This is a genomic window from Pseudomonas sp. LARHCG127, assembly GCF_052871455.1.
The window spans coordinates 67,644-91,452 of sequence record NZ_JBIXJT010000018.1 but is presented as its reverse complement, the minus strand read 5'-3'; the positions used below and the strand labels follow the sequence as shown (position 1 = coordinate 91,452).

Below are 23,809 nucleotides of genomic sequence, written 5' to 3'. Positions count from 1 at the left end.
AAATGGCCAAGAAGAGCATGAAGAACCGTGAGCTGAAGCGTCAGCTCACCGTTGCCAAGTACGCCACCAAGCGTGCAGCGCTGAAAGCTATCATCGTGGATCTGAACGCAAGTCCAGAAGCGCGTTGGGAAGCTACCGTAGCCCTGCAGAAGCAGCCACGTGACGCAAGCGCCTCGCGCATGCGTAACCGCTGCCGCCTGACTGGTCGTCCGCACGGCGTGTACCGCAAGTTCGGCCTTGGCCGTAACATGTTGCGTCAAGCTGCAATGCGTGGTGACGTTCCAGGTCTGGTCAAAGCCAGCTGGTAAGCACTGTCAAAGTCACGGCGTTCGAGGTCGCAAGATCCTGACCGCCGGTGACCTTGAACTTGAATCAAGCCCCTATTGGGGCTTGATTCATTTGTGGGGTGTGTCTAGAATACCCGGCTCGCCTGAGCCCGTGTTTTTATTGCACGGATGCGCTCGGCGACACGTACTAGCCGAAAGGCTAATTTTTTGTGTATTAGGAGCGTCTAGCCCATGAGTATGCAGGACCCGTTAGCGGACATGCTAACTCGTATCCGTAATGCCCAGATGGCTGAAAAGTCCGTCGTAAGCATGCCATCTTCCACGTTGAAGGTAGCTGTTGCCAAAGTCCTGAAGGACGAAGGTTACATTGCGGGTTATCAGATCAGCAGCGAAATCAAGCCTCTGCTGTCCATCGAGCTGAAGTACTTCGAAGGCCGTCCGGTCATCGAGGAAGTGAAGCGCGTTAGCCGTCCAGGCCTGCGTCAGTACAAGTCCGTCGATGATCTGCCAAAAGTTCGTGGCGGTCTCGGTGTGTCTATCGTCTCCACCAACAAGGGTGTGATGACGGATCGTGCTGCGCGCGCTGCCGGTGTCGGCGGCGAAGTTCTTTGCACTGTGTTCTAAGGGGGGATAAGCATGTCACGCGTCGCTAAGAACCCCGTTAAGCTGCCAGCCGGTGTCGAAGTCAAATTCGCAGGCCAACAGCTTTCGGTGAAGGGTGCCAAGGGCACTCTGCAACTGAACATCCATTCGTCCGTCGAGATCGTTGAAGAAGCTGGTGAGCTGCGTTTCGCTGCTCGCAATGGCGATCAACAGACTCGCGCAATGGCTGGTACCACTCGTGCGTTGGTAAACAACATGGTCCAAGGCGTAAGCCAAGGCTTCGAGCGCAAGCTCCAGCTGGTCGGTGTTGGTTACAAAGCGCAAGCAAAAGGCACAGTGCTGAACCTGGCTCTTGGCTTCTCGCATCCAGTGGATTATGAACTGCCGGAAGGCATCACCGCTGAGACTCCTAGCCAGACCGATATCCTGATCAAGGGCATCGACAAGCAGCTGGTAGGTCAAGTGGCCGCCGAGATCCGCGACTTCCGTCCACCAGAGCCGTACAAAGGCAAAGGTGTGCGCTACGCGGACGAAGTCGTCCGTCGTAAAGAAGCCAAGAAGAAGTAGGGCATAGCAAATGACCGACAAAAAAGTTACTCGACTGCGTCGCGCTCGCAAAGCACGCCTGAAAATGCACGAACTCGAAGTCGTGCGTCTCTGCGTGTTCCGCTCGTCGCAGCACATCTACGCCCAGGTCATTTCGGCCGACGGCAACAAAGTCCTGGCAAGTGCCTCGACTTTGGATAAAGAACTGCGTGATGGCGCCACTGGCAACATCGACGCGGCCACTAAGGTTGGCCAGCTGGTCGCTACGCGTGCTAAAGCCGCTGGCGTCTCGCAGGTGGCTTTCGACCGCTCTGGCTTCAAGTACCACGGCCGCGTCAAGGCGCTGGCTGATGCTGCTCGTGAAGCTGGGCTGGAGTTCTAAGTTATGTCAAATAACGACCAAAAGCGCGACGAAGGCTACATCGAGAAGCTGGTTCAAGTTAACCGCGTAGCCAAAACCGTTAAAGGCGGCCGTATCTTCACTTTCACTGCGTTGACCGTAGTGGGTGATGGTAAAGGCCGTGTTGGCTTCGGCCGTGGCAAGTCGCGTGAAGTGCCTGCTGCGATCCAGAAGGCAATGGAAGCTGCTCGCCGCAACATGATCCAGGTTGATCTGAACGGCACCACTCTGCAGTACGCAATGAAGTCCGCCCATGGCGCTTCGAAGGTGTACATGCAGCCTGCTTCTGAAGGTACCGGTATCATCGCTGGCGGCGCTATGCGTGCTGTCCTCGAAGTTGCTGGCGTTCAGAACGTTCTGGCCAAGTGCTACGGCTCGACTAACCCGGTAAACGTGGTTCACGCCACTTTCAAGGGTTTGAAAGCAATGCAGTCTCCTGAATCCATTGCCGCCAAGCGTGGCAAAAGCGTCAAGGAGATCTTCTGATCATGGCTACCGTAAAAGTTACGCTGATCAAAAGCATGACCGGCCGCATCCCTAACCACAAACTGTGCGTTAAGGGTCTGGGTCTGCGTCGCATCGGTCACACTGTAGAAGTCCTGGATACTCCCGAGAATCGCGGGATGATCAACAAGGCTTACTACATGCTGCGTGTCGAGGGTTAATCGATGAAACTCAATGATCTGAGTCCAGCGCCGGGTTCCCGTCGCGAAAAGCATCGTCCGGGCCGTGGTATCGGTAGTGGTTTGGGCAAGACCGGTGGCCGTGGCCACAAAGGTCAGACCTCCCGCTCCGGTGGCACCATTGCTCCAGGCTTTGAAGGCGGTCAACAGCCGCTGCATCGTCGCCTGCCGAAGTTCGGTTTCGTTTCCCTGAAAGCCATGGACCGCGCAGAAGTGCGTCTGTCCGAGCTGGCCAAAGTGGACGGCGACATCGTCACCGTGCAGTCCCTGAAGGATGCCAACGTGATCAACCAGAACGTTCAGCGTGTGAAAATCATGCTGTCGGGCGAAGTTGCTCGTGCTGTCACCATCGGAAAGGGAATCGGCGCCACCAAAGGTGCGCGTGCGGCTATCGAAGCAGCTGGCGGCAAGTTCGAGGAATAAATGGCTAAGCAAGGTGCTCTCTCTGCGCTCGGCAAAGGCGGTATGTCTGAACTCTGGGCTCGTCTGCGTTTTCTGTTCCTGGCGATTATCGTCTACCGAATAGGCGCACACATCCCGGTTCCAGGTATCAACCCGGACCGACTCGCGGACCTGTTTCGACAGAATGAGGGGACCATTCTTAGCTTGTTCAACATGTTTTCCGGCGGCGCGCTGGAGCGGATGAGCATCTTTGCACTGGGGATCATGCCGTACATTTCGGCATCGATCATCATGCAACTGATGTCCGCCGTCAGCCCGCAGCTGGAGCAGTTGAAGAAGGAAGGTGAAGCTGGCCGTCGCAAGATCAGCCAGTACACCCGCTACCTCACTGTCGTCCTCGCTCTCGTCCAGGCCGTTGGCATGTCCATCGGCTTGGCGGGGCAGGGCGTAGCGTTCACTGGTGACTTTGGCTTCCATTTCGTTGCGGTAACCACTTTTGTGGCGGGCGCGATGTTCATGATGTGGCTGGGTGAGCAGATTACTGAGCGTGGTGTTGGCAACGGTATCTCGATGTTGATCTTCGCAGGTATCGTCGCCGGTCTTCCGAGAGCGATCGGGCAGTCTTTCGAGTCTGCGCGTCAGGGTGATATCAACATCTTCGCCCTGGTTGCCATCGGTTTGCTGGCAGTAGCGATTATCGGTTTCGTGGTGTTCATTGAGCGTGGCCAGCGTCGTATTGCTGTTCACTACGCCAAGCGTCAGCAGGGCCGCAAGGTGTTTGCTGCGCAGACCAGCCACTTGCCGTTGAAGGTGAACATGGCCGGCGTTATCCCGGCTATTTTCGCGAGCAGCATCTTGCTGTTCCCGGCTTCGTTGGGTGCCTGGTTCGGCCAGTCTGAAGGTATGGGCTGGTTGCAGGACATCTCGCAGTCGATCGCTCCTGGTCAGCCGTTGAATATTCTGCTGTTTAGTGCAGGGATTATTTTCTTCTGCTTCTTCTATACGGCGTTGATGTTCAATCCGAAAGACGTAGCGGAAAACCTGAAGAAGTCCGGTGCCTTTATTCCGGGCATCCGTCCAGGTGAGCAGTCGGCGCGCTACATTGATGGCGTTCTGACTCGTTTGACCTTGTTCGGTGCTCTTTACATGACGGCCGTCTGCTTGCTTCCCCAGTTCCTGGTGGTTGCGGCAAACGTACCGTTCTACCTTGGCGGGACCTCGTTGCTGATCGTGGTCGTGGTTGTGATGGACTTCATGTCCCAAGTACAATCGCACCTCGTTTCGCACCAGTACGAATCCCTGATGAAGAAAGCCAACCTGAAGGGCTACGGCAGCGGCATGTTGCGCTGAGTAGCGTCCATAAGGTTCGAGGAGTTGGTGATGAAAGTTCGTGCATCGGTGAAAAAGCTGTGCCGTAACTGCAAGATTATTCGCCGCGAAGGTGTTGTTCGGGTAATTTGCAGCGCGGAACCGCGTCACAAACAGCGCCAAGGCTGAGTGTGATTGTGCTTTAAGCCCGGCAGCTAGTGCGCTGCCGGGTTGATTATTTGTTATTACAGCGATATTATCTCGCGCCCTATTTCTTGGCTTCCGGGGCGTAGGTAGCTGTCAATTGGAGTCCCACTGAATGGCCCGTATTGCAGGCGTCAACATTCCAGATAACAAGCATACTGTTATCTCGCTGACCTACATCTATGGTGTTGGTCGCACTACTGCGCAGAAAATTTGTGCAGTGGCTGGGGTCAACCCAGCGGCAAAGATCAAAGATCTGAGCGACGAGCAGATCGAACAGCTGCGTGGCGAAGTGGCGAAGTTCACCACTGAAGGTGACCTGCGTCGCGAAATCAACATGAAAATCAAGCGCTTGATGGACCTCGGTTGCTATCGCGGTCTGCGTCATCGTCGTGGTCTGCCAGTACGCGGTCAGCGTACCAAGACCAACGCGCGTACCCGTAAAGGTCCGCGTAAGCCGATCCGCAAGTAATCGCCCCAGCGAATCGACAGGAATTTAATCATGGCAAAACCTGCTGCTCGTCCTCGTAAAAAAGTTAAAAAGACAGTGGTTGATGGCATCGCCCACATCCATGCTTCTTTTAACAACACCATCGTGACCATTACCGACCGTCAAGGTAACGCTCTTTCCTGGGCTACCTCCGGTGGTTCGGGTTTCCGCGGTTCCCGCAAGTCCACCCCGTTCGCTGCTCAAGTAGCTGCTGAGCGTGCTGGTCAAGCTGCGCTGGAATACGGCCTGAAAAACCTCGACGTCAACGTCAAGGGTCCAGGTCCAGGTCGTGAATCCGCAGTCCGCGCTTTGAACGGCTGTGGCTACAAGATCGCCAGCATCACCGACGTGACGCCAATCCCGCACAACGGGTGCCGTCCGCCGAAGAAGCGCCGCGTGTAATCCAGGAGATTGTAAAGAATGGCTCGTTACATTGGTCCAAAATGCAAACTCGCTCGTCGCGAAGGCACCGATCTTTTTCTGAAGAGCGGCGTGCGCGCGATCGAATCGAAGTGCAACATTGAAGCAGCACCTGGTATCCACGGCCAACGCCGCGGTCGCCAGTCCGACTACGGCACCCAACTGCGTGAAAAGCAGAAGGTCCGTCGTATCTACGGCGTTCTCGAGCGTCAATTCAGCGGCTACTACAAAGAAGCAGCTGGCAAGAAAGGCGCAACCGGCGAAAACCTGTTGCAACTGCTCGAATGCCGTCTGGACAACGTTGTATACCGTATGGGTTTCGGTTCTACTCGTGCCGAATCCCGTCAGCTGGTATCGCACAAGTCGATCAGCGTTAACGGTCAGACCGTAAACGTTCCGTCCTACCAGGTTCGTGCTGGTGACGTGGTTGCTGTTCGCGAGAAAGCAAAGAACCAACTTCGCATTGTCCAAGCTCTCGATCTGTGTGCCCAACGTGGCCGCGTAGAATGGGTAGAAGTAGACACTGAGAAGAAGTCGGGCGTTTTCAAGAACGTTCCTGCTCGCAGTGATCTGTCCGCCGACATCAACGAAAGCCTGATTGTCGAGCTCTACTCCAAGTAAGGGCTAGAAAATAGGTGCATCCATGCAGATTTCGGTAAATGAGTTCCTGACACCCCGCCATATTGATGTGCAGGTTGTCAGTCCAACCCGCGCCAAGATCACGCTCGAGCCTCTCGAGCGTGGTTTCGGCCACACCCTGGGCAACGCGCTGCGCCGCATCCTGTTGTCCTCAATGCCCGGCTGTGCAGTAGTCGAGGCCGAGATTGACGGTGTGCTCCACGAGTACAGCGCCATCGAAGGTGTACAGGAAGACGTAATTGAAATCCTGTTGAACCTTAAAGGTCTGGCTATCAAGCTGCACGGTCGTGACGAAGTTACGCTGACCTTGTCGAAGAAGGGTTCGGGGGTGGTTACCGCTGCCGATATTCAGCTGGATCATGATGTCGAGATCGTTAACCCCGATCACGTAATCGCTAACCTGGCGTCTAACGGCGCCCTGAACATGAAGCTCACCGTAGCTCGTGGTCGTGGTTATGAACCGGCAGACTCGCGTCAGAGCGATGAAGACGAAAGCCGCAGCATCGGTCGCTTGCAGCTTGACTCTTCGTTCAGCCCGGTTCGCCGTATCGCATACGTGGTGGAAAACGCCCGTGTCGAACAGCGTACCAACCTGGACAAGCTGGTTATTGATCTGGAAACCAACGGTACCCTGGATCCTGAAGAGGCTATCCGCCGCGCTGCAACCATCCTGCAACAGCAGTTGGCTGCGTTCGTCGACCTCAAGGGTGACAGTGAGCCAGTGGTTGTCGAGCAGGAAGACGAGATCGATCCGATCCTGCTTCGCCCGGTTGACGATCTGGAACTGACTGTACGTTCGGCTAACTGCCTTAAGGCGGAAAACATCTACTACATCGGCGACCTGATTCAGCGTACCGAAGTAGAGCTGTTGAAGACTCCGAACCTTGGCAAGAAATCCTTGACTGAAATCAAGGACGTTCTGGCCTCCCGCGGTCTGTCCCTCGGCATGCGCCTCGACAACTGGCCGCCTGCAAGTCTTAAGAAGGACGACAAGGCGACTGCCTGATCGTCGTAATCACCGAACGTTGTGTTTGGTAAGGAATGAACCATGCGTCATCGTAAAAGTGGTCGTCACCTGAGCCGCACCAGCTCGCACCGCAAGGCCATGTTCCAAAACATGGCGGTGTCGCTGTTCGAGCACGAGCTGATCAAAACTACACTGCCGAAAGCCAAAGAACTGCGTCGCGTTGCTGAGCCGCTGATCACTCTGGCCAAGACAGATAGCCTGGCTAACCGCCGTCTGGCTTTCGACCGTACTCGTTCGAAAGCTATCGTTGGTAAGCTCTTCAACGACCTGGGCAAGCGTTACGCTACCCGTGAGGGTGGCTACCTGCGCATCCTCAAGTGCGGTTTCCGCGCTGGCGACAACGCGCCTATGGCGTACGTCGAGTTGGTTGATCGTGCTACCAGCGGTGAAGCTGTATCCGCTGAGTAAGTCGGCAACATACAAAAAACCGGGCCTTGTGCCCGGTTTTTTGTTGCCTGGAGAAAAGCCGGTAGGCCGTTTCGTCTCGCTTGGCTATCGGCAAGTGGTCAGTCTTAGATAATGACTATCGATGTCCATGATTTAATGAATTTGGATACTGTCACTAACATGATCGATACTCCTTTCCAGCCGATTAGCCGGCAGTTCGAAGACCGACCTAGGAAGATTGAGCATGAGCCAGATCAAAACGCTTACGACCGCCAGCGGCGCTCCAGTCGCCGATAACCAGAACTCTCGGTCCGCCGGTCCGCGCGGCCCGCTGCTGCTCGACGACTTTCACTTGATCGAGAAGCTTGCTCACTTCAACCGCGAGAACATCCCCGAGCGTCGTGTGCATGCCAAAGGGTCGGGCGCCTACGGCACCTTTACCGTCACCCAGGACATCACCCAGTACACCAGCGCCAAATTGTTCGAGTCGATCGGCAAGCAGACGCCCACCTTCCTGCGGTTTTCCACCGTGGGTGGCGAGCGTGGTTCGGCCGACACTGAACGCGATCCGCGCGGTTTCGCCTTGAAGTTCTATACCGAGGAAGGCAACTGGGACATCGTCGGCAACAACACGCCGGTATTCTTCATCCGTGATCCATTGAAGTTTCCAGATTTCATCCACACCCAGAAGCGTCTGCCGCAAAGCAACCTGAAAAGTGCCCAGGCGATGTGGGATTTCTGGTCGCATTCGCCTGAAGCGCTGCACCAGGTCACCATCCTGTTTTCTGACCGCGGTATTCCAGATGGCTACCGCCACATGCACGGCTTCGGCAGCCATACCTACAGCCTGATCAATGCACAGGGTGAGCGGCACTGGGTGAAGTGGCACTACAAGACCTTGCAAGGCATCAGGAACCTCGCGCCAGCAGAGGCGGCACGCCTGGCGGGCACCGACCCGGATTACGCCCAGCGTGACCTGTTCGAGGCCATCGAGCGCGGTGACTTCCCGAAATGGCGCGTCTGCATCCAGATCATGAGCGAGGACCAGGCCGCGGCGCATTACGAGAACCCGTTCGACGTGACCAAGACCTGGTCGCAGAAAGAATTCCCGTTGATCGAAGTGGGCGAACTCGAACTCAACCGTAACCCGCTGAACTACTTCGCTGAAGTCGAGCAGGCGGCATTTGGTCCGAGCAACATGGTGCCAGGGGTTGGCCTCTCGCCGGATCGAATGCTGCAGGGCCGTGTCTTCGCCTACGCCGATGCCCACCGCTACCGTGTGGGCACCAATCACCAGCAATTGCCGGTGAATGCGCCACGTAGTCCGGTCAACACCTACCAGCGCGACGGCGCCATGGCGTTTGGCAGCAATGGCGGGGCGGCACCGAACTACGAGCCCAACAGCTATGTAGAGACGCCGAAGCAGGCCCCGCGTTACGCGGAGCCGGCGCTGGCCCTCAGTGGCGCGGCGGATCGTTATGACCATCGCGAAGACACCGACTACTACAGCCATGCCGGTGCGCTGTTCCGCTTGATGAACGATGAGCAGAAAGCCCTGCTGATCAATAATATCGCTGGCGCGATGGGCGGTGTCTCGGCGGACGTAGTGGACCGTCAACTGCAGCATTTCTACAAAGCAGATACTGCTTATGGAGAAGGTATCGCGAAGGCGTTGGGCGTAGCGCTTAACTAAGTCTAAACGAGAAGCAGAACCGCCCTCATTAGGGCGGTTTTTGCGTTATTTAGCTTGGTTTTCTCAGATTTTCTTCGCTTTTATTGCGTTGAGGCAGTGACCTTGCGGTCAGCTTGGTTCAAACTACAACCTTTAAAAGCTTGTGGAGATGTAGGGCGATGCAAGGTCACCCAGACGTAATCGATTACCTCAACACGTTGCTGACCGGCGAGCTGGCAGCCCGTGATCAATATTTCATCCATTCGCGGATGTACGAGGATTGGGGTTTTACCGAGCTCTACGAACGTATCAACCACGAGATGGAAGAAGAGACCCAGCACGCCGATGCACTGATGCGCCGGATCCTGATGCTCGAAGGTACACCGCGCATGCGTGCCGATGACCTGGATGTCGGGACCACCGTACCGGACATGCTCGCCGCCGACCTGCGCCTGGAATACAAAGTCCGCGCTGCGCTGTGCAAAGGCATCGAACTCTGCGAGACGCACAACGACTATGTGACTCGCGAAATCCTGCGTGTCCAGCTCAACGACACCGAAGAAGACCACACCTACTGGCTGGAAAAGCAGTTGGGGTTGATCAAGCTGATCGGGTTGGAGAACTACCTGCAATCGCAGTTCTGACGGATTCCTTGTGGGAGCAAGCTCGCTCCCACAGGGGAAACAAAAAGCCCCTGCCATCGATGAGATGGCAGGGGCTTTTTCGTGCCCGGGGTGAAATCAGTCCCGATCACGCTCCAGTAGCGGCTTGAGGTAGTAACCCGTGTGGGACTGCTTCATCTCGGCCACTTGTTCCGGCGTCCCCACGGCGATGATCTGGCCACCTTTGGAACCGCCTTCCGGCCCCAGGTCCACCAGCCAGTCGGCGGTCTTGATCACGTCCAGGTTGTGTTCGATCACCACCACGGTGTTGCCGTGGTCGCGAAGGCGGTGCAGCACGTCGAGCAATTGCTGGATATCGGCGAAGTGCAGGCCGGTGGTCGGCTCGTCGAGGATGTACAAGGTCTTGCCGGTATCGCGCTTGGACAGCTCGCGGGACAACTTGACCCGCTGGGCTTCACCGCCGGACAAGGTCGTCGCCGACTGCCCGAGCTTGATGTACGAAAGCCCTACATCCATCAGGGTCTGGAGCTTGCGCGCCAGGGCCGGTACCGCGTCGAAGAACGCCCGAGCCTCTTCGATAGTCATCTCCAAGGTTTCGTGGATGTTCTTGCCCTTGTATTTGATCTCCAGGGTTTCGCGGTTGTAGCGCTTGCTCTTGCACACGTCGCACGGCACGTAGATGTCGGGGAGGAAGTGCATTTCCACCTTGATCAGGCCATCGCCCTGGCAGGCCTCGCAGCGCCCGCCCTTGACGTTGAACGAGAAACGCCCCGGGCCGTAGCCCCGTGAACGGGACTCCGGCACGCCGGCGAACAGTTCGCGGATCGGGGTGAACAGCCCGGTATAGGTCGCCGGGTTGGAGCGCGGTGTGCGGCCAATCGGGCTTTGGTCGATGTCGACCACCTTGTCCAGGTGTTCCAGGCCCTTGATGCTGTCGTGGGCGGCCGCTTCCAGGGTGGTGGCGCCGTTCAGGGCCGTGGCGCTGAGGGGGAACAAGGTGTTGTTGATCAGCGTCGACTTGCCGGAGCCAGACACGCCAGTGACACAGGTCAGCAGGCCGATGGGGATTTCCAGGTCGACGTTGCGCAGGTTGTTGCCGCGAGCCCCCTTGAGGGTCAGCGACAGCTTCTTGTTGCGCGGCGTGCGCTTGGCCGGGACCTTGATCTTGACCCGGCCCGACAGGTATTTGCCCGTCAACGAGTCAGGGTGCGCCATGACTTCGGCGGCGGTGCCCTGGGCGACGATGTGCCCGCCATGCACGCCTGCACCCGGGCCGATGTCCACCACGTAGTCGGCCAAACGGATGGCGTCCTCGTCGTGCTCGACCACGATCACCGTGTTACCGATGTCCCGCAGGTGCTTCAGGGTTCCGAGCAACCGGTCGTTATCTCGTTGGTGCAAGCCGATGGACGGCTCGTCGAGGATGTACATCACCCCCACCAGGCCGGCGCCGATCTGGCTGGCGAGGCGGATACGCTGGGCTTCGCCACCGGACAGGGTGTCGGCACTGCGGTCCAGGGTCAGGTAGTCCAGGCCGACGTTCACCAGGAACTGCAGGCGCTCGCGGATTTCCTTGAGGATCTTGTCGGCGATTTCGCCGCGACGACCGGTGAGCTTCAAGCCGCCGAAGTAATCGGTGGCGTCGCCAATGGGCAGGTTGGTCACCGCCGGCAGGGTTTTCTCGCCGACCCACACATGCCGCGCTTCGCGTCGCAAACGGGTACCGCGGCAATCGGGGCAGGGCTGGGTGCTGAGGAACTTGGCCAGTTCTTCGCGCACGCTGGCCGATTCGGTCTCGCGGTAGCGGCGCTCCAGGTTTGGCACGATGCCTTCGAAGGGGTGGGAGCGCTTGACGATATCGCCGCGGTCATTGAGGTATTTGAAGTCGACGTTCTGCGAGCCGCTGCCGTGCAGGATGAATTTCTGCTGGTCGGCGGGCAATTCGTTGAACGGCTTGTCCAGGCTGAACTTGTAATGGGCCGCCAGCGAACCGAGCATCTGGAAGTAATAGACGTTGCGCCTGTCCCAGCCGCGAATCGCCCCTTCGGCCAGGGTCAGTTCGCCATTGACCAGTCGCTTGGTGTCGAAGAACTGCTTGACCCCCAGGCCGTCGCAGGTCGGGCAGGCGCCGGCCGGGTTGTTGAAGGAGAACAGCTTGGGTTCCAGCTCGCTGATGGCATGGCCGCAGATCGGGCAGGCGAAGCGTGCGGAGAAAATGATCTCTTCGCCGGGTTCGTCGTCCATCGGTGCGACCAGGGCGATGCCGTCGGCCAGTTTCAGCGCGGTCTCGAAGGACTCGGCCAGGCGCTGTTGCAAGTCGGCGCGGACCTTGAAGCGGTCAACCACCACATCGATCGAGTGCTTCTTCTGTTTATCCAGCTTCGGCAATTCGTCCAGTTCGCACAGCTTGCCGTTGACCCGGGCCCGCACGAAGCCCTGGGCGCGCAGCTCTTCGAAAACCATCAGGTGTTCGCCCTTGCGCTCGCGAATCACCGGCGCCAGCAACATCAGCTTGCTGCCTTCCGGCTGGGCCAGCACCAGGTCGACCATCTGGCTGACGGTCTGGGCTTCCAGGGGAATGTCGTGATCGGGGCAACGAGGAATACCGACCCGCGCATACAGCAAGCGCAGGTAATCGTAGATCTCGGTGATGGTGCCGACCGTCGACCGTGGGTTATGGGAGGTCGACTTCTGTTCGATGGAAATGGCCGGCGACAGGCCTTCGATGGTGTCGACGTCGGGTTTTTCCATCATCGACAGGAACTGCCGGGCGTAGGCCGACAGCGATTCGACATAGCGGCGCTGGCCTTCAGCGTACAGCGTGTCGAAGGCCAGGGATGACTTGCCGGATCCGGACAGGCCGGTGATGACGATCAGCTTGTCCCGTGGCAGGGTCAGGTCGATGTTCTTCAGGTTGTGGGTACGGGCCCCACGAATCAGGATCTTGTCCAAAGTGGCCTCGCTCGGCGGGCGTCGAAAACGTAGGAGTATACGGGCAAATACTGGATGGATGCACACTATTGAGGGCGCGATTGCGGCCATACATGAAGACTGCGCGGCAAACGGTCGCCATATACCCTCTCAATCGATGGGACTGGTAGAATCGCCGCCGGTTCACATGAGGTTTTTCCATGCAAGATCCCCACAGCGAACGCATGAGTCGCGGCGAGACCCGCGCAGCGAGCGGCCTGGCCCTGGTGTTCGCCTTTCGTATGCTGGGCATGTTCATGGTGTTGCCGGTGCTGGCGACCTATGGCATGGACCTGGCGGGCGCGACGCCGGCCCTCATCGGCTTGGCGATCGGCGCCTATGGCCTGACCCAGGCGATCTTCCAGATCCCGTTCGGGATCATTTCCGACCGCATCGGCCGGCGCCCGGTCATCTACCTGGGGCTGATCGTCTTCGCCCTCGGCAGCGTGCTGGCGGCCAATGCCGACTCGATCTGGGGCGTGATCGCTGGACGCATCCTACAGGGCGCCGGGGCTATTTCCGCGGCGGTCATGGCGCTGCTGTCAGATTTGACCCGCGAACAACATCGCACCAAGGCCATGGCCATGATCGGCATGACCATCGGTCTGTCGTTCGCCGTGGCCATGGTGGTCGGCCCCTTGCTGACCCGTGCCTTTGGCTTGTCGGGCCTGTTCCTGGCGACCGGTGCCATGGCCCTGGTGGGAATCCTGATCGTGGCGTTCATGGTGCCGCGCGCCACCGGGCCGTTGCAGCACCGCGAGTCGGGGGTGGCGCGCCAGGCACTGATCCCGACGCTCAAGCACCCGGACCTGTTGCGCCTGGACCTGGGCATCTTCGTGCTCCACGCCATGCTGATGTCCAGCTTCGTCGCCTTGCCGCTGGCACTGGTCGAGAAGGCCGGCCTGCCCAAGGAGCAGCACTGGTGGGTCTACCTGACGGCGCTGGTGATTTCGTTCTTCGCCATGATTCCCTTCATCATCTATGGCGAGAAACGACGCAAAATGAAACGAGTTTTGCTCGGCGCCGTCGTGACGCTGATGCTCACTGAGCTATTCTTCTGGCAGTTCGGCGATAGCTTGCGAGCCTTGGTGATCGGCACGGTGGTGTTCTTCACCGCGTTCAATCTGCTGGAAGCATCGCTGCCGTCGCTGATCAGCAAGGTTTCACCGGCGGGCGGCAAGGGCACGGCGATGGGGGTCTACTCCACCAGCCAGTTCCTGGGCTCGGCGTTGGGCGGGATCCTCGGCGGCTGGTTGTTCCAGCATGGCGGTTTGTCGGTTGTGTTCCTAGGATGCGCCGCGCTGGCTGCACTTTGGCTAGCCTTTGCTGTTACCATGCGCGAACCTCCCTATGTGACGAGCCTGCGCTTGCCCTTATCGCCCGAGGCGATTCGTGAGGCTGGCCTGACCGAGCGTCTGAAGGCCGTCGTTGGAGTAACCGATGCAGTGGTGGTCGCCGACGAGGCGGCCGTATACATCAAACTGGACACCGAATTATTGGATCGCGCGACGCTCGAGCGCCTGGTGAACAACCCGGCCCCGACTACGTGCGAAGCCTAGGAGAACGTTATGGCCCGTGGGGTTAACAAAGTCATATTGGTCGGTACTTGCGGCCAGGATCCCGAAGTTCGCTACCTGCCGAACGGCAACGCCGTGACCAACCTGAGTCTGGCGACCAGCGAACAGTGGACCGACAAGCAGACCGGCCAGAAGGTCGAGAAGACCGAATGGCACCGCGTGTCGATGTTCGGCAAGGTGGCCGAGATTGCCGGCGAATACCTGCGCAAGGGTTCGCAGGTGTACATCGAAGGCAAGCTGCAGACCCGCGAGTGGGAAAAAGACGGCATCAAGCGCTACACCACCGAAATCGTGGTCGACATGCAAGGCACCATGCAATTGCTCGGTGGCCGTCCGCAGGGCGACCAGCAGCAAGGTGGCAACAACTACCAGCAGTCGGCCCCGGCCCCGCGCCAGCAGGCGCCTCGTCCGCAGTCGGCCCCACAGCCACAACGCGAACGCCCGGCCCCACAACAGGCCGCGCCGCAGCCGGCTCCGGATTTCGACAGCTTTGATGACGATATTCCGTTCTGATTGCGGGTTGAGATTGCTCAGCCAATAGTTTGAAAAAAAGCCCCAAGCGCACTCTGCGCTTGGGGCTTTTTTATTCATTCGGCGCAGGCGGGTTCTGGCCCAGTCTTGCTCACAGATCCAGATCCAAGAGCTCCTGCATCCTTTCGCCTATCGACTGCGTCAACCACGTGGCATGGAATGCCATTTCCTCCACCGTGATGTCCACCCGAAACCGCAGCGCAATCGGCTTGCCTTCGGCCCCGACGTAGCCCACATCAAAGTGATTCACGTTGGCAAAAGTGGTCAAGGTGTAGGGCTTGATGTAATGGATATCGCTGTAGGGGACGCTTTCTTCGGTGGTTTGCCGGGCAGGGCGACGCTGGGTGAAGGTGAGGCGTTGCTGGCGTTCGTCGAAGCAGAAGCCAAGGACTTCGGGTCCGGATGCCAGCCATTTGATCACGCAGACGGCCGCGAACGCACTGATGAACATGAGTGCGATAACCAGCGGTTCCATAATGATCTGCTTGTGAATCGGCGACAGGCCTTCGACCTTGAACAGCATCAGGGTGAACACTGCCAGCCAGTAGGCAGGCAGGGCCAGCAACATCCCCGCAGCGTAAATCATGGTCCCCAGGAATCCCGGCCTGGACACGTCGCTTGAGCAATCCCACGTGGGCGGGTGCCGTGGCGCTGAGGTAGCGATCGGGAAGGGCGATTCGACCAGGCGCGGCGGGCGTTTGCGTTTCATGCGGCTGGCTCTTGGGAGAAATACCCGGCCATTCTCGTCGTAACAACTCGCACACGCCTAGTCATTTTCGCTTGCTGTTTATGGCTGCGCCTACGCCTGGCTGTCGCTCAAAAATTGCTCGGTACTCACCACACTCGCATAAGCAAACCCCAGCGCCGCCATGAACGCCGCGTGCACGTGGGCGGCCGGGACCACAACGCCGTTGAATTCCAGATCAAGGGTCGCGCAGGCATCATGGATCACCGTGACGCCGTAACCCAGGTCCGCCGCCGCCCGCACGATGCCATCGACGCACATGTGGCTCATGCTGCCGACCACCACCAGTTGCTCGACGCCATGCTGTTCGAGGAGGGCTTGCAGTTCGGTTTCGCGAAACGAATTGACGAAGTGCTTGAGGACCACCGGTTCGTCGGCGCGGTTGAGCACCTTGGGGTGCAACTGGGCGCCTTCGGAGCCTGGGGTGAAGAAAGGCGCGTCGTCGGAGGTGAATTCGTGGCGGATGTGCACCACGCTGTTTCCGGCCTGGCGAAAGGCTTCGATCAGCCGCGCGGCGTTATCGGCGGCGGCGTCGGCACCGACCAGTGGCCATTTTCCCTGGGGGAAGTAGTCGTTCTGGATATCGACTACGATGAGCGCTTGCTTGGACATGAGGGCTTCCTCGATCAGGTTGGGTAGGGCGCCAGTATTGGCGTTTACCACCGGGTCGAGGATTGGCCGCAACGACAATAAGCGAGGGAAAACTGACAATGACGCAGCAAAGGGCAGTTGCCGAGCTTGGGGTGCTCATCTACCCCGGCGCGCAAATGGCGGCGGTGCATGGCTTGACCGATCTGTTCGCCGTGACCCAGCGGATCGCGGCCGAGCAGGCCAGTGCACAATTGCCACGGCTGCGGGTCAGTCACTGGCAGACCGACAATGGCGAGGCGCCGCGGCGGGTCTTCGACAGCGAAACCGGTCCGGTGGGCCCATTGGTTGCGTTGCTGATCCCGCCATCCATCGCCGGTTTCGATGAAGGCCTGGCGACGCCGCCGCTGATGGATTGGCTGCGTGCACGACATGCGGGCGGCACCGTGCTCGGCGGTGTGTGTGTCGGCTCGATCCTGTTGGCCGAGAGCGGCTTGCTCGACGGGCGCAGCGCCACCACTCATTGGACCTCGGCCAAGAATTTCGCTGCCCGTTACCCGAAGATCAAGCTCAACGCCGACAAACCCATCGTCGACGACGGCGATCTGATCACCACCGCCGGGCTGATGGCCTGGTCGGAACTGGGGCTGCGCCTGGTGGACCGCCTGCTTGGGCCCAGCATCGCTACGCGCACGGCGCAGTTCCTGGTGATCGAACACAGCGACAGCGCGAGCCAGTGCGGCAGTAACTTCGCGCCCATCCTCGGCCATGGCGACGGGGCGATTCTCAAGGTCCAGCATTGGTTGCAAGGCAACGGCGCGGTAGAGGTTTCCCTCGGGACGATGGCCGAACGGGCCGGACTGGAAGAGCGCACCTTCCTGCGCCGCTTCCGTGCCGCCACCGGCCTCAAGCCCACCGAATACTGCCAGCACCTGCGGGTTGGCAAGGCCCGTGAAATGCTGGAGTTCACCAATGGCACTATCGACCACATCGCTTGGACCGTCGGTTACCAGGACCCCAGCGCCTTTCGTGCGACGTTCAGGAAAATCACCGGGTTGGCGCCGAGCGATTACCGGGCGAGATTCGGAGTGAGCCCATCGAGCACTCCCAAAGCCTGACGCTGAACCTTTTTGTGGCGAGGGAGCTTGCTCCCGCTGGGGTGCGAAGCGCCCCCAAAGGAACTCAGCGCGGTGTGTCAGTTAATATATTGGGGCTGCTGCGCAGCCCAGCGGGAGCAAGCTCCCTCGCCACAGGTTGGAGGCTGTGACTGCAGGCTGGCATCGTGCAATTTGCGGGATGCCTGCCATGGGTCGTGCAGAATGAAACAGGCCAGGTGCTATCAACCGCGCACAATATGCCCGCTTGGCTGACACTCACCGCTCATGTCACCGTTGGCCTGATCTCTGCACCTTCCCTTTCCTCAAGCCATCGAGCGCAGGAAAAAGGGCACCGCATGACATCAGTCAATCGCAACAAACGGGTCGTGGCCTATTCGGTCAATCCACAAGCGCCGCGTCATGAAGTCGAGACCAACCGTGCACTGGCCCAGTGGCTGGCACAGATATTGGGATGGGAATGCGGCGACCGTCAGGATTCCCAGGCCGGTCATGATCTTTATCTGTTGCCCACACAAACCCTGATCGGTACTGAAGCCTTGATGCGCCTGGGGATCAAGGGGCCGGATGATGTGTGGGGAGGGTACGTCGAGCACGATTTTATCTGCACCAAGGCGATTACCCACGGTCTGTTGAATAAGGACGCCGTGGCGCCCAAAGGCTGGTCGCCGCTGTTTGCCAAGCTCACCCGTGGCGCGGTGCTTGACGGTGTGACCGTCTTTTCCCTCAAGGATGCGCGTCCGGCCGCCGAACATCTGCTCTACACCGGGCCGATCCGCCTCAAGCCGATCCACGCCTGTGCCGGGCGTGGCCAACGGCTGATCAAGAGCCTGGCGCAGTTCGATGAAATCGTTGCCGATCCTGACGCCCAGGCGCTGTTTCGCGAAGGGGTGGTGCTGGAACAGCACCTCAACGAGGTCAAGACCCAGAGCGTCGGCCAGAGCTTCATCAACGGCAAGGTCATGAGCTATTGCGGCGTGCAGCACCTGACCCACGACAGCCAAGGGCTGGAGGTTTATGGCGGGTCGGACCTGCTGGTGGTGCAAGGCGGCTATATAGAGTTGCTCAGGCTCGAACTGCCCGACGATGTGCGCGAGGCGGTGCGCCTGGCACAAGTGTTCGATGACGCCGCCAACCAGGCCTACCCGAGCTTTTTTGCGTCGCGACGCAACTACGACATCGCCCAAGGCCTGGATGCCGGCGGCCAGCCCCGTGGTGGCGTGCTGGAACAATCCTGGCGTATGGGCGGGGCCAGCAGTGCCGAGCTGGCGGCGTTGCAGGTGTTCGTCGAAGCGCCTGAAACCAGTGCGGTGCGGGTGTCCTCGGTGGAAACCTACCGCGACCAACCGCTGCCGACCGGTGCCAGGGAGGTCTATCGCGGCGCGGCGGAAAATGGTGATTTCCTACTCAAATACGTAACGGTTCAATCCTATGACGGCTAGAAGCGAAACGATCCAGATTGCAATTGATGACGAGCATATGAACGGGACCTTCCTCAGCCCCAAGTCGAAGGTCCCTGGCGTGTTGTTTGTACACGGTTGGGGCGGCAGCCAGGAACGGGACCTGGAACGGGCCAAAGGCATCGCCGGCCTCGGTTGCGTGTGCCTGACCTTCGACTTGCGCGGGCACACCGGCGGGGCGGGGATTCCCTTGTCCCGGGTCACTCGCGAGGACAACCTGCGGGATCTGTTGGCGGCATACGACCGCTTGCTCGCCCATCCGGCCTTGGACACTTCGGCGATTGCCGTGGTGGGCACCAGTTATGGCGGTTACCTGGCCTCGATCCTGACGTCGCTGCGTCCGGTGCGCTGGCTGGCCCTGCGGGTGCCAGCGCTGTACCGCGACGAGCAGTGGCACACCCCCAAGCGCGACCTGGACAAGACCGACCTGCTGGATTACCGCAGCACCTTGGTGCACGCCAGCACCAATCGCGCCTTGCAGGCGTGTTCGCAGTTCACCGGTGATGTGTTGCTGGTGGAATCCGAGACCGATACCTACGTGCCCCATGCCACGATCATGAGTTATCGGGCGGCGTGCCAGCAGACCCATTCATTGACGCACCGGATCATCGACGGCGCCGACCATGCCTTGAGCGACCCCGTGTCACAACAGGCTTACACCTCGATCCTGGTGGACTGGATCACGGAAATGGTGGTGGGAGAGCGGTTGAGCATTATTCAGGCGCGGTAGACATCTGGTGTCTGGGCGGGCCTCATCGCGAGCAAGCTCGCTCCCACAATGGATCTGTGCGAACCCAATTTTTCGAACGCTACAAATCCCCTGTGGGAGCGAGCTTGCTCGCGATGGGGCCAGGCCAGGCAACCCATCACTTGGGCTTGAGCCCCGGCTTTACCCGCAACGCCTTGGCCTTCGCTTCGATCACCAAATACATCACCACGGTAATCAGCAACGGCAGGATGAAGTAGATCGCCCGGTAGGCAATCAACCCCGCCAGCAGGCTGCCCCGCGACACCTCGTGTTGCAGCAGGGCGACGAACACCGCCTCCAACACCCCGAGCCCCGCCGGAATATGAGTGATGACCCCGGCAATGCTGCTGATCAGTAACACCCCGAGTACCACCGGGTAATCCAGTTTGCTGGGCAGCAACGTGAAGATCACCGCTGCCATCAGCGACCAGTTCAGCGCGCCCAAGGCCAATTGCAGCACCGCCATGCGTGGCGACGGCAGATTGATTTCCATGCCGCGCACGGTCCAGGCCCGACGCTTGGAAAACCGACAGGCCGCCAGATACCCGGCACTTGCCAGCAATAACAGCACGCCCACGCCTTGCAGTGCAGTGCTGCTGAGTTTCCAGCCCGGCGGCATTGTCACCAGGCCGCTGCTGAACACCACCCCGGCCAGGGTCATGTAGCCGAACCAGTTGGTGGCCAGGCTCAGGCCGAGGATCTTGGCGATGTTCCCGCTACTGACCCCCAGTCGCGAATACAGCCGGTAACGCATGGCGATGCCGCCGACCCAGGCGCTGAGGTTGAGGTTGAAGGCGTAGCTGATCACTCCCACCGGCAGGATCTGCCGCCAACCGAGTTTCTGGCGGATGTAGGTGCGGCCGATCAGGTCGAAGCAGGCATAGGTGATGAAACTGGTGATGGTCAGCGCGGCGGCGATGATCAAGGTGCGTACCTTGAAATCGGCCAGGGTGGCAAACACTTCGGACCAGTCGATGCGCCGGGCCAAGGCCGTGAACAGCACGATCAGCAGCAGGAAGAACGCCAGGGTCAGCGGGCGTTTCCAGCGACTCCAGCGGGATTTGGGCTTGGCCTGTTCCGGCGCATGGGCATCCCTCGGCGCGGTGTGCGCTTCAGAGTGGTTCATGGGGTTCGCTCCGGACCGCCGTTGGCGGCGAAAAAGGTTTCAGACGCGGTTTGTGAGCCGGCAACCAGCCGGCCCAGGCCGGGAAATGACGCAGAAAGTGGAACACCATGAAACCGATGGTCATGCGCCACAGCAGGCCCCGGGGCGCATGGTTTTCGGGCATGGCGGTGCAGTGTTCGCGGCTCAGGTGATCGAGGCGCTCGAACAGCTCGCGGTTGAACGCCCGGTCGCGGATCAGCACGTTGGCTTCCAGGTTCAGCGACAGGCTCAACGGGTCGAGGTTGCTCGAGCCGACGGTGCTCCAATCCTCATCCACCAGGGCGACCTTGCCGTGCAGCGGCCGCTCGCAATATTCATAGATCGTCACGCCGGCCTTGAGCAGATAGTCGTAAAGCATCCGCGCCGCGAGCTTGGCGATCATCATGTCCGGCTGCCCTTGCAGGATCAGCCGCACCTCCACCCCGCGCCGGGCGGCATTGCGGATCTCGCGCAGCAACCGGTAGCCGGGGAAAAAATAGGCATTGGCGATCACCACCCGCCGTTTGGCGCTGCGCAGCACTTGTTGGTAGACCTCTTCGATGTCGGTCTGGTGCTCGTGGTTGTCCCGGTAGACCAGGCGCACCTGGCCGTCATGGTCGCTGAACGCCAGCTCGTTGCGCCGGCTGCGGCGGCGTTGCCACCAATACTTGGCCCGGGCGGGCCGGCCGCTCTGCAGCAGCGCGAAGTGATGGATATCCACCACCGCCGGGCCTTTGACCTCCACGGAATAATCCTGCTTGGCCTCGGGGCCGAAATCCCCCAGGTGGTCGGCGGAAAAATTGATCCCGCCGATGAACGCAATCACTCCGTCCACCACCACGATCTTGCGGTGCAGGCGGCGGAACCAGTTGGTGCGGATCCCCAAGTGCCGGGGCGCCGGGTCGAACATCTGCAAGCGCACCCCGGCGTCGCTCAACGATGCCAGGAACTCGGTGGTCAGCTCACCGCAGCCGAAGCCGTCGAGGTTGACGGTGATCCGCACGCCGCGTCGGGCCGCATCCACCAGCAGGTCCCGCAGTTCACAGCCGACCTTGTCCTCGAAGAGAATGAAGGTCTCAAGGAGGATTTCTTCCTGGGCACGGCGAATCGCCTCGAACACCCGTGGAAAATACTCCTCGCCATTTTCCAGCAGGATGACGCGGTTGTTGCCGTGCCAGCCGTATTCGATGTCGGCCAGCGCCGGGTTGCGTTCGGTCGGCGGCACCTCGATCTTTTCCACCGTCGCCTTGTTCATCGTCGCGCTCATAATTCGATCTCCACCGACAGCGGTGCGTGGTCGGAAAGGTGCGACCAGGGGCGTACATTCAATACCTTGGCGTGATGGGCCTTGAGGTTGCGCACGTAGATGCGGTCCAGGCGCAGGATCGGCAGGCGTGCCGGGAAACTGCGGGCCGGTTTGCCCCACTGTTCGGCGAACACCTCCCGCAGGCCACAGGGTTCGAGCAGGTCGTTGGCCTTGCCGCGCCAGTCGTTGAAGTCCCCGGCGACAATCACCGGGGCGTCGGACGGCAATTCGCTCAGGCGCTGGCAAAGCAGTTTCAATTGCTCGACGCGATGGCCTTCGCGCAACCCCAGGTGCACGCAAATGGCATGCACCTCCTGCCCTTCGCCGCCCGGCAGGCGCAGCACGCTGTGGAGCATGCCGCGGCTTTCGTGGCCGCTGATGGACACGTCGAGATTCTCGTGGCGAATGATCTGGAATTTCGACAGCAGCGCATTGCCGTGATCGCCCGCCGGGTATACCGCATTGCGTCCGTAAGCGAACTGCGGCCAGAGGGTGTCGGCGAGGAATTCGTATTGCGGCATGCTCGGCCAGTTGCTGTAGCGCTGGGGATGGTGCTCGTGGGTGCCGTGGACTTCCTGCAGGAACACCACGTCGGCGGAGACACTGCGCACCGCTTCGCGCAGCTCCGGCAGGATGAAGCGTCGGTTCAGGGCGGTGAAACCCTTGTGGGTATTGACCGTCAGCACGGTGAAACGGCTGACCCGGTCGAGATCGTGGGGCCGTTGTTGAGTCGGCTCGTGGGTCGCTTCGCTGTGTTCTGGACGGTTCATGGCAGCACCCCTTCGGCCGGGCGCTCGCCGGGCGCGGTGGCGAGGTCCTTGTCCAGATGGAAGCGTTCCAGCAAATGACGTGCGTCGTAGGGCGCGCGGACTTTGATGTCGTTGTCGAAATAGCAGAACACTTCCCGGCTCTTGCGCGCCCGGGGTTTCTTGTCCGGGTCGATCAGGTGCGCATCGCTCGGCTGCTTGCCGTGGCTCCAGGCCTCGATCCGGTCACCCCAGCGCTTCAACGCCTCGTCGGTGTAGCCGCTGGCGTACAGCTCCTCGGCGCCGTGCAGGCGCAGGTAGACGAAATCGCTGGTGACGTCTTCGCGATAGGGCCATTTACCGGCGGTGTCGGCGACCACCAGGGCCACGTCGTAGCGCTTGAGCAACGTGACGAAGTGCGGGTCGATGAAGCTTTCGTGGCGGATCTCCACGGCGTGGCGCAGTGGGCGTTTCTTATCCGTCTCGGTGCTGGCGTGGCCGTCCAGGCGCGGCTCGTGCTCTCGGGCCAGGGCGGCGGCGCCTTCGGTGTCGTGGGGCAGTTGCTTGAGAAAGTCCTCGAACAGCTGCGGGTCGAATTTGAAGCTGGGCGGGAACTGCCAGAGGATCGCCCCCAGTTTCTCCTTGAGCTCCAGCACCCCGGAGGCGAAAAAGTTGGCCAAAGGCTTGTGGATGTCTCGAAGGCGTTTGATATGGGTGATGAAACGCGGGGCCTTGACGCTGAACACGAAGCCGGGTGGGGTCTCGGCATACCATTGGGCATACCGTTCGGGGCGTTGCAGGGCGTAGAACGATCCATTGATTTCGATACTGTTGACCGCTCGCGAGGCGAATTGCAATTCCCGTTTCTGGGTCAGCCCCTTGGGGTAGAAATCCCCCCGCCAAGGCGTGTAGCGCCAGCCGGAAATACCAATGTGGATCGCCGTCATGTATCCCTCCCCGTGCCAATGACCTCGTACCGCCTGTGTCTTTTGATGACCGCCGCGCGAGCTGGAAAGTTTCGATGGTCTTACCGACGGAAGAGGGGAGACGCGGATTCTGTGGCGAGGGAGCTTGCTCCCGTTGGGCTGCGCAGCAGCCCCCAAAAAAACAGGGCCGCTACGCGCCCCAGCGGGAGCAAGCGCCCTCGCCACAGGGGTTGTATTGATCTTCCGGGAGAACTTGCCGGCC

At 59.9% G+C, this 23,809-nt stretch carries 28 protein-coding genes; 21 read left to right on the top strand and 7 right to left on the bottom strand.

Annotation, left to right across the window (positions count from 1 at the left end; genetic code table 11):
• Positions 1 to 2: 2 nt before the first annotated feature.
• The 16 genes from rpsN to bfr all read left to right on the top strand — a co-directional run bounded on the left by rpsN (position 3) and on the right by bfr (position 9,712).
• Entirely contained in the window at positions 3 to 308 is a 306-nt protein-coding gene (rpsN, locus tag ACIPQ1_RS25120; protein ID WP_003186042.1) for a 30S ribosomal protein S14, read from the top strand.
• 210 nt (positions 309 to 518) lie between these two features.
• Positions 519 to 911, top strand: coding sequence for a 30S ribosomal protein S8 (gene rpsH, locus ACIPQ1_RS25115; RefSeq protein WP_003186040.1), 393 nt, complete (start codon positions 519 to 521; stop codon positions 909 to 911).
• Between the two features lie 12 nt (positions 912 to 923).
• Positions 924 to 1,457: a 50S ribosomal protein L6 gene (gene rplF, locus ACIPQ1_RS25110; protein ID WP_003186039.1), complete on the top strand. Its 534-nt coding sequence runs from the start codon at positions 924 to 926 to the stop codon at positions 1,455 to 1,457.
• A gap of 10 nt (positions 1,458 to 1,467) precedes the next feature.
• A complete protein-coding gene (gene rplR, locus ACIPQ1_RS25105) occupies positions 1,468 to 1,818 on the top strand; it encodes a 50S ribosomal protein L18 (RefSeq protein WP_003186037.1) in 351 nt (116 codons plus the stop codon).
• Positions 1,819 to 1,821: 3 nt separating this feature from the next.
• On the top strand, positions 1,822 to 2,322 hold the full coding sequence (gene rpsE / locus ACIPQ1_RS25100; protein ID WP_003186035.1) for a 30S ribosomal protein S5: 501 nt from the start codon (positions 1,822 to 1,824) through the stop codon (positions 2,320 to 2,322).
• 2 nt (positions 2,323 to 2,324) lie between these two features.
• On the top strand, positions 2,325 to 2,501 hold the full coding sequence (rpmD, locus tag ACIPQ1_RS25095; protein ID WP_003186033.1) for a 50S ribosomal protein L30: 177 nt from the start codon (positions 2,325 to 2,327) through the stop codon (positions 2,499 to 2,501).
• Positions 2,502 to 2,504: 3 nt separating this feature from the next.
• Positions 2,505 to 2,942 carry a 50S ribosomal protein L15 gene (gene rplO / locus ACIPQ1_RS25090; protein WP_003186032.1) on the top strand — a complete coding sequence of 146 codons (438 nt, stop codon included), beginning with the start codon at positions 2,505 to 2,507 and terminating at the stop codon, positions 2,940 to 2,942.
• Positions 2,943 to 4,271 (top strand): preprotein translocase subunit SecY, encoded by a 1,329-nt coding sequence (secY, locus tag ACIPQ1_RS25085; protein ID WP_018612224.1) that lies wholly within the window; start codon positions 2,943 to 2,945, stop codon positions 4,269 to 4,271. It begins immediately after the preceding gene.
• Between the two features lie 30 nt (positions 4,272 to 4,301).
• Positions 4,302 to 4,418 carry a 50S ribosomal protein L36 gene (gene rpmJ / locus ACIPQ1_RS25080; RefSeq protein WP_002555468.1) on the top strand — a complete coding sequence of 39 codons (117 nt, stop codon included), beginning with the start codon at positions 4,302 to 4,304 and terminating at the stop codon, positions 4,416 to 4,418.
• 130 nt (positions 4,419 to 4,548) lie between these two features.
• Entirely contained in the window at positions 4,549 to 4,905 is a 357-nt protein-coding gene (gene rpsM / locus ACIPQ1_RS25075) for a 30S ribosomal protein S13 (RefSeq protein ID WP_003194635.1), read from the top strand.
• A gap of 30 nt (positions 4,906 to 4,935) precedes the next feature.
• Positions 4,936 to 5,325, top strand: coding sequence for a 30S ribosomal protein S11 (gene rpsK / locus ACIPQ1_RS25070; RefSeq protein ID WP_002555466.1), 390 nt, complete (start codon positions 4,936 to 4,938; stop codon positions 5,323 to 5,325).
• Between the two features lie 18 nt (positions 5,326 to 5,343).
• Positions 5,344 to 5,964 carry a 30S ribosomal protein S4 gene (rpsD, locus tag ACIPQ1_RS25065; protein WP_003176404.1) on the top strand — a complete coding sequence of 207 codons (621 nt, stop codon included), beginning with the start codon at positions 5,344 to 5,346 and terminating at the stop codon, positions 5,962 to 5,964.
• A gap of 22 nt (positions 5,965 to 5,986) precedes the next feature.
• Positions 5,987 to 6,988 carry a DNA-directed RNA polymerase subunit alpha gene (locus ACIPQ1_RS25060; protein ID WP_003186012.1) on the top strand — a complete coding sequence of 334 codons (1,002 nt, stop codon included), beginning with the start codon at positions 5,987 to 5,989 and terminating at the stop codon, positions 6,986 to 6,988.
• Positions 6,989 to 7,030: 42 nt separating this feature from the next.
• Positions 7,031 to 7,417 carry a 50S ribosomal protein L17 gene (gene rplQ / locus ACIPQ1_RS25055; protein ID WP_003186009.1) on the top strand — a complete coding sequence of 129 codons (387 nt, stop codon included), beginning with the start codon at positions 7,031 to 7,033 and terminating at the stop codon, positions 7,415 to 7,417.
• A 223-nt stretch (positions 7,418 to 7,640) separates the two neighbouring features.
• On the top strand, positions 7,641 to 9,089 hold the full coding sequence (locus tag ACIPQ1_RS25050; protein WP_446534978.1) for a catalase: 1,449 nt from the start codon (positions 7,641 to 7,643) through the stop codon (positions 9,087 to 9,089).
• Between the two features lie 158 nt (positions 9,090 to 9,247).
• Positions 9,248 to 9,712, top strand: a complete 465-nt coding sequence (bfr, locus tag ACIPQ1_RS25045; RefSeq protein ID WP_250962636.1) for a bacterioferritin — start codon at positions 9,248 to 9,250, stop codon at positions 9,710 to 9,712.
• 96 nt (positions 9,713 to 9,808) lie between these two features.
• Here bfr and uvrA read toward each other — a convergent pair whose 3' ends face one another.
• Positions 9,809 to 12,643 carry an excinuclease ABC subunit UvrA gene (uvrA, locus tag ACIPQ1_RS25040; protein ID WP_186729629.1) on the bottom strand — a complete coding sequence of 945 codons (2,835 nt, stop codon included), beginning with the start codon at positions 12,641 to 12,643 and terminating at the stop codon, positions 9,809 to 9,811.
• Between the two features lie 179 nt (positions 12,644 to 12,822).
• Here uvrA and ACIPQ1_RS25035 point away from each other — a divergent pair, with 179 nt between their 5' ends.
• Positions 12,823 to 14,220 (top strand): MFS transporter, encoded by a 1,398-nt coding sequence (locus tag ACIPQ1_RS25035; RefSeq protein WP_186707728.1) that lies wholly within the window; start codon positions 12,823 to 12,825, stop codon positions 14,218 to 14,220.
• Between the two features lie 9 nt (positions 14,221 to 14,229).
• Complete coding sequence (locus ACIPQ1_RS25030) at positions 14,230 to 14,751, top strand: single-stranded DNA-binding protein (RefSeq protein ID WP_003206078.1); 522 nt, start codon at positions 14,230 to 14,232, stop codon at positions 14,749 to 14,751.
• 109 nt (positions 14,752 to 14,860) lie between these two features.
• Here the strand turns inward: ACIPQ1_RS25030 and ACIPQ1_RS25025 are convergent, their stop codons facing one another.
• Both ACIPQ1_RS25025 and ACIPQ1_RS25020 read right to left on the bottom strand, forming a co-directional pair.
• Positions 14,861 to 15,478, bottom strand: a complete 618-nt coding sequence (locus tag ACIPQ1_RS25025; protein WP_446534977.1) for a hypothetical protein — start codon at positions 15,476 to 15,478, stop codon at positions 14,861 to 14,863.
• A 90-nt stretch (positions 15,479 to 15,568) separates the two neighbouring features.
• Positions 15,569 to 16,126: a cysteine hydrolase family protein gene (locus ACIPQ1_RS25020; RefSeq protein WP_446534976.1), complete on the bottom strand. Its 558-nt coding sequence runs from the start codon at positions 16,124 to 16,126 to the stop codon at positions 15,569 to 15,571.
• Positions 16,127 to 16,224: 98 nt separating this feature from the next.
• On the opposite strand from ACIPQ1_RS25020, the gene ACIPQ1_RS25015 reads away from it, so the two are divergent.
• The 3 genes from ACIPQ1_RS25015 to ACIPQ1_RS25005 all read left to right on the top strand — a co-directional run bounded on the left by ACIPQ1_RS25015 (position 16,225) and on the right by ACIPQ1_RS25005 (position 19,407).
• Entirely contained in the window at positions 16,225 to 17,220 is a 996-nt protein-coding gene (locus ACIPQ1_RS25015; RefSeq protein ID WP_446534975.1) for a GlxA family transcriptional regulator, read from the top strand.
• A 335-nt stretch (positions 17,221 to 17,555) separates the two neighbouring features.
• The gene (locus ACIPQ1_RS25010) at positions 17,556 to 18,659 is read left to right on the top strand and encodes a DUF3182 family protein (RefSeq protein ID WP_250962631.1); all 1,104 of its coding nucleotides are present in this window, start codon (positions 17,556 to 17,558) and stop codon (positions 18,657 to 18,659) included.
• On the top strand, positions 18,649 to 19,407 hold the full coding sequence (locus ACIPQ1_RS25005; RefSeq protein ID WP_250962630.1) for an alpha/beta hydrolase family protein: 759 nt from the start codon (positions 18,649 to 18,651) through the stop codon (positions 19,405 to 19,407). Before ACIPQ1_RS25010 ends, ACIPQ1_RS25005 begins: the two co-directional genes overlap by 11 nt.
• Before the next feature lie 136 nt (positions 19,408 to 19,543).
• On the opposite strand, the gene ACIPQ1_RS25000 is transcribed toward ACIPQ1_RS25005, so the two are convergent.
• Genes ACIPQ1_RS25000 through ACIPQ1_RS24985 form a run of 4 tightly spaced genes read right to left on the bottom strand, consistent with a single transcriptional unit; the run spans position 19,544 to position 23,568 of the window.
• On the bottom strand, positions 19,544 to 20,551 hold the full coding sequence (locus ACIPQ1_RS25000; RefSeq protein ID WP_207966116.1) for a lysylphosphatidylglycerol synthase domain-containing protein: 1,008 nt from the start codon (positions 20,549 to 20,551) through the stop codon (positions 19,544 to 19,546).
• Positions 20,538 to 21,836 (bottom strand): cardiolipin synthase ClsB, encoded by a 1,299-nt coding sequence (gene clsB, locus ACIPQ1_RS24995; RefSeq protein WP_186707707.1) that lies wholly within the window; start codon positions 21,834 to 21,836, stop codon positions 20,538 to 20,540. Before clsB ends, ACIPQ1_RS25000 begins: the two co-directional genes overlap by 14 nt.
• Entirely contained in the window at positions 21,833 to 22,645 is an 813-nt protein-coding gene (locus ACIPQ1_RS24990) for an endonuclease/exonuclease/phosphatase family protein (protein ID WP_250962627.1), read from the bottom strand. The genes clsB and ACIPQ1_RS24990 overlap by 4 nt, the downstream gene beginning before the upstream one ends.
• The gene (locus ACIPQ1_RS24985) at positions 22,642 to 23,568 is read right to left on the bottom strand and encodes a DUF72 domain-containing protein (protein WP_411385772.1); all 927 of its coding nucleotides are present in this window, start codon (positions 23,566 to 23,568) and stop codon (positions 22,642 to 22,644) included. Before ACIPQ1_RS24985 ends, ACIPQ1_RS24990 begins: the two co-directional genes overlap by 4 nt.
• Between the last annotated feature and the right edge of the window lie 241 nt (positions 23,569 to 23,809).